This window comes from Kitasatospora sp. NPDC007106, assembly GCF_040634455.1.
Classification (GTDB): domain Bacteria; phylum Actinomycetota; class Actinomycetes; order Streptomycetales; family Streptomycetaceae; genus Kitasatospora; species Kitasatospora arboriphila.
On the sequence record NZ_JBEYFP010000649.1, the window covers coordinates 1 to 3,359 of the forward strand.

At 73.5% G+C, this 3,359-nt stretch carries 5 protein-coding genes; 3 read left to right on the forward strand and 2 right to left on the reverse strand.

Annotated features, from left to right (window positions below; all coding sequences use genetic code 11):
• Positions 1 to 192: 192 nt before the first annotated feature.
• A complete protein-coding gene (locus ABZ641_RS30120; protein WP_344621687.1) occupies positions 193 to 621 on the reverse strand; it encodes a TIGR02611 family protein in 429 nt (142 codons plus the stop codon).
• Positions 622 to 864: 243 nt separating this feature from the next.
• On the opposite strand from ABZ641_RS30120, the gene ABZ641_RS30125 reads away from it, so the two are divergent.
• From ABZ641_RS30125 to ABZ641_RS30135, 3 genes are all read left to right on the forward strand, one after another.
• Complete coding sequence (locus tag ABZ641_RS30125) at positions 865 to 1,278, forward strand: SsgA family sporulation/cell division regulator (RefSeq protein ID WP_030268554.1); 414 nt, start codon at positions 865 to 867, stop codon at positions 1,276 to 1,278.
• A 279-nt stretch (positions 1,279 to 1,557) separates the two neighbouring features.
• Complete coding sequence (locus tag ABZ641_RS30130) at positions 1,558 to 2,133, forward strand: CGNR zinc finger domain-containing protein (protein WP_344621686.1); 576 nt, start codon at positions 1,558 to 1,560, stop codon at positions 2,131 to 2,133.
• Positions 2,134 to 2,204: 71 nt separating this feature from the next.
• Positions 2,205 to 2,702 carry a DsbA family protein gene (locus ABZ641_RS30135; protein ID WP_359986836.1) on the forward strand — a complete coding sequence of 166 codons (498 nt, stop codon included), beginning with the start codon at positions 2,205 to 2,207 and terminating at the stop codon, positions 2,700 to 2,702.
• 43 nt (positions 2,703 to 2,745) lie between these two features.
• On the opposite strand, the gene ABZ641_RS30140 is transcribed toward ABZ641_RS30135, so the two are convergent.
• The coding region (locus ABZ641_RS30140; protein WP_359986839.1) for a GNAT family N-acetyltransferase at positions 2,746 to 3,359 on the reverse strand (614 nt) is incomplete at its 5' end.

The window sequence follows — 3,359 nt, forward strand, 5'->3', positions numbered from 1 at the left end:
CACCCTCGACCGCCACCGCGATGATCGCGGTGCCGACGTCGACGGTGGAGCCCTCGGGGAAGAACAGCTGCTCGACGACACCGGTGAACGGGATCCCTTCGGTGTGAACGAAGTGCTCTCCCGCTGAGCTAATCGCCCGGGTGCAGGGAAAACATTACCCCATCCGCGGGGGTGCTCCGAACACCCTCCCGGTCAGTGCAGGTCCCAGGGCAGCACCGCGCCGTACTGCCACAGGTACCAGCCGAGCAGCGCACCGATGATCACCAGGCCGATCACGGTCAGCGTGATGTTGCGGCGGCGCACCTTCGGGTCCAGCGCCCGCTCGGCCGCCTCGGCGACCTTCCGCCGCGTCCAGCGCAGCACCAGCTGGGCCCAGACGAACTCGGTCGCCCAGATGCCCATCCCCAGGAAGATGACCACCCAGCCGGGGCCGGGCAGCGGCAGCAGGACGACACCGAGCCCGACCACGGCCAGGCCGACCAGGAAGACCACCACCTGCCAGCTCAGGTGCAGCGGCCGCGACCGGCGGATGAACGCCGGGGCCCGCGAACCGAGCGGCCGGCCCCCGCCGTCCCGCTCCTCGCCGTCCCCGCTCCCGCCCTCGCCACCGTCGGACGCCATGGGTGCCCCGTCCTCGACCCGGTCAGGATTGTCGTTTCGTACAGCCATGCGGGAAAAGTACCCGAGATACCCGCCGGTACGGGGCCCGACTCCCCGCCGCCGCCGATTCCGCAATGCGCCGGAAGGGGTACGACACGGCGTTGAATCGGGACAGAGGGGTTTACACCGGGCTTTCGGGTGGGATGGTCCGTTCGCCGACGTGCGATTCCCCGAGCGCACACTGAGCGAAAGGCCCTGGCGCTTATGAACACCACGGTCAGCTGCGAGCTGCACCTGCGCCTCATCGTGTCCAGCGAGTCCTCCCTGCCCGTCCCCGCGGGCCTGCGCTACGACACCTCGGACCCCTATGCCGTGCACGCCACCTTCCACACCGGTGCCGACGAGACCGTCGAGTGGGTGTTCGCCCGTGATCTCCTCGCGGAGGGGCTGCACCGTCCGACAGGGACCGGCGACGTGCGGGTGTGGCCCTCGCGCAGCCACGGTCAGGGGGTCGTCTGCATCGCCCTGAGCTCTCCGGAAGGAGAAGCCCTGCTGGAAGCCCCGGCGCGGGCGCTCGAGTCGTTCCTCAAGCGCACCGACGCCGCCGTGCCGCCCGGCACCGAACACCGTCACTTCGACCTCGATCGGGAGCTGTCCCACATCCTCGCCGAAAGCTGACCTCGCTGCGGCGGGCCCGCCTCGGCGCGGCCACGCCCACTGCGTCCGTCCTACTCGGGGGCACGGTCGCACCTGCCGCCACGCACCACCGGCGGTCTCGGGGTCACCGACGGGCCCGCCCGGCCCGACGGTGTGGCGCCCGGCGGTACGGCCGGCCATCCACAAGGGTGGCCGGCCGTACCGCCGGGCGCTTTCCTTCGCTCGGACGGCGCGGCCCGGTAGAGTCGCGGGTGACGACCGACGAGGGGCCGGTGGGCCCCCGCCGCGCGAGGAGCCGACGTGCTGATCACCCATGACACCGAGTGCGCGCTGAGCATTCTGGTCGAGCTGCTCAACACCGCCCCGGAGGCGTGCGGCTCGGAGCAGCTGCCGGACACCGCCGCGCTCGGCGCGTTCGTGGTCAAGCAGGAGATCAGCGAGATCGACTCGCTGACCGGCGCCGACCTGGCCTCGGTGCAGCTGCTGCGCGGCCGGCTGCGCGAGGTGTTCTCCGCGCGCTCCACCGAGGAGGCCGCGGAGCTGGTGAACGCGGTGGTCGCGGCGGCCGGCACCACGCCGCGGCTGACCAACCACGACCACCACGACTGGCACATCCACTACTTCGCCCCGCACGCCGCGATCGGCGACCACCTCGCGGCCGAGCTCGGCATGGCGCTCGCCTTCATCGTGATGGCCGGCGAGCGCGAGCGGCTGCGGCGCTGCGAGGCCCCCGACTGCGAGCGCGTCTTCGTCGACCTCTCCCGCAACCGCTCGCGCCGCTACTGCGACAGCCGCACCTGCGGCAACCGGCTGCACGTCGCCGCGTACCGCGCCCGGCAGCGCTCCGCCGAGGCCGAGGCGGTGGCCGCGGGCTGACCGGCCGCCCGCCCGGCGCCCAGCGGTCCGAGGCGGCCTGGCACGGCCCCCGCGGATGAAAGACTGGGGGCATGACCGACGCCTCCCTCCCCCGCCTCGAATTCTGGTGCGACCTGCAGTGCCCCGACTGCCGCACCGCCCTGGACGACGTCCGGGCGCTGCGCTCCGGCTACGGCGACGAGTTCCGGATCGAGCTGCGGCACTTCCCGCTGGAGAAGAACAAGCACGCGTACGCGGCCGCCCAGGCCGCCGAGGAGGCGTTCGCCCAGGGCAACGGCTGGGCGTACGTCGAGGCCCTGCTGGAGCGGACCGAGGAGCTCGGCCGGGACGGCGAGAAGACGCTGCTGGCCGTCGCCGCCGACCTGGGGCTGGACGCGGACGAGGTCGACACCGCGCTGATCGACGGGCGGCACACCCTGCTGGTCGACGCCGACCAGGCCGAGGGCCGGGCGATCGGGGTCACCGGCACCCCGACCTACGTGATCGCCGGGCAGCGGCTGGACGGCGGCAAGAGCCAGGAGGGGCTGCGCGCCCGGATCGTCGAGCTGATCGAGAAGAACCGGGGCTGACCCCCGCACCCGGCGGGGCCGCCGGCCCGGCCGGCCGACGTCATCAGAGCAGCTGCTTGCCGAGGACCCGCCGGGTGATCCGGTAGCCGAGCGAGGCGTACAGGCCGACGGCCACCGTGTTGCTGCTGAAGACGTTGAGCCCGAGGTCGTGCACGCCCGCCGCGAGGCACTCGTGCTCGGCGGCCAGCATCAGGGCGCGGCCGAGGCTCCGGCCGCGGTGCTCCTCGTCGACCTCCACCACCATCACCCAGGCCAGCGGGCGGCCCTCCGGCGAGACCTCCTGGCGCAGGTGCAGCCAGAGGCTGCCGAGCGCGCGGCCGTCGCCGTCGACGAGCCGGCGCAGTGCGACGCCCGGGGTGTCCGGCCCCTGCGGCAGGACCTGGCGGTGGTCGGCCTCCGCCTTGGCCTCGGCCTGCTGCGCGGTGAGGCCCGAGGAGCGCAGGTCGTGCAGGTAGCCGGCTCTCGCGGCGGCCAGCCACTGCGGGTACTCCGCCGCGCCGATCGGACGGACGGTCAGCCCGTCCGGCAGTGCCGGTGCCCGGCCGAGCCGCTTGGCCATGTTCTGCATCCGGTCGGTGTAGCCGAGCACCCGGGCCAGGGCGAGCGCGCCCTCCGCCTCCGCGGGGACGGTGACGTCGGCGCGGCTGCAGCCCCAGC

Bases quoted from the DNA above. Each gene is read 5' to 3' on its own strand.
- ABZ641_RS30125 (WP_030268554.1), top strand. From the start codon at position 865: ATGAACACCACGGTCAGCTGCGAGCTGCACCTGCGCCTCATCGTGTCC.
- ABZ641_RS30120 (WP_344621687.1), bottom strand. From the start codon at position 621: ATGGCGTCCGACGGTGGCGAGGGCGGGAGCGGGGACGGCGAGGAGCGG.
- ABZ641_RS30135 (WP_359986836.1), top strand. From the start codon at position 2,205: ATGACCGACGCCTCCCTCCCCCGCCTCGAATTCTGGTGCGACCTGCAG.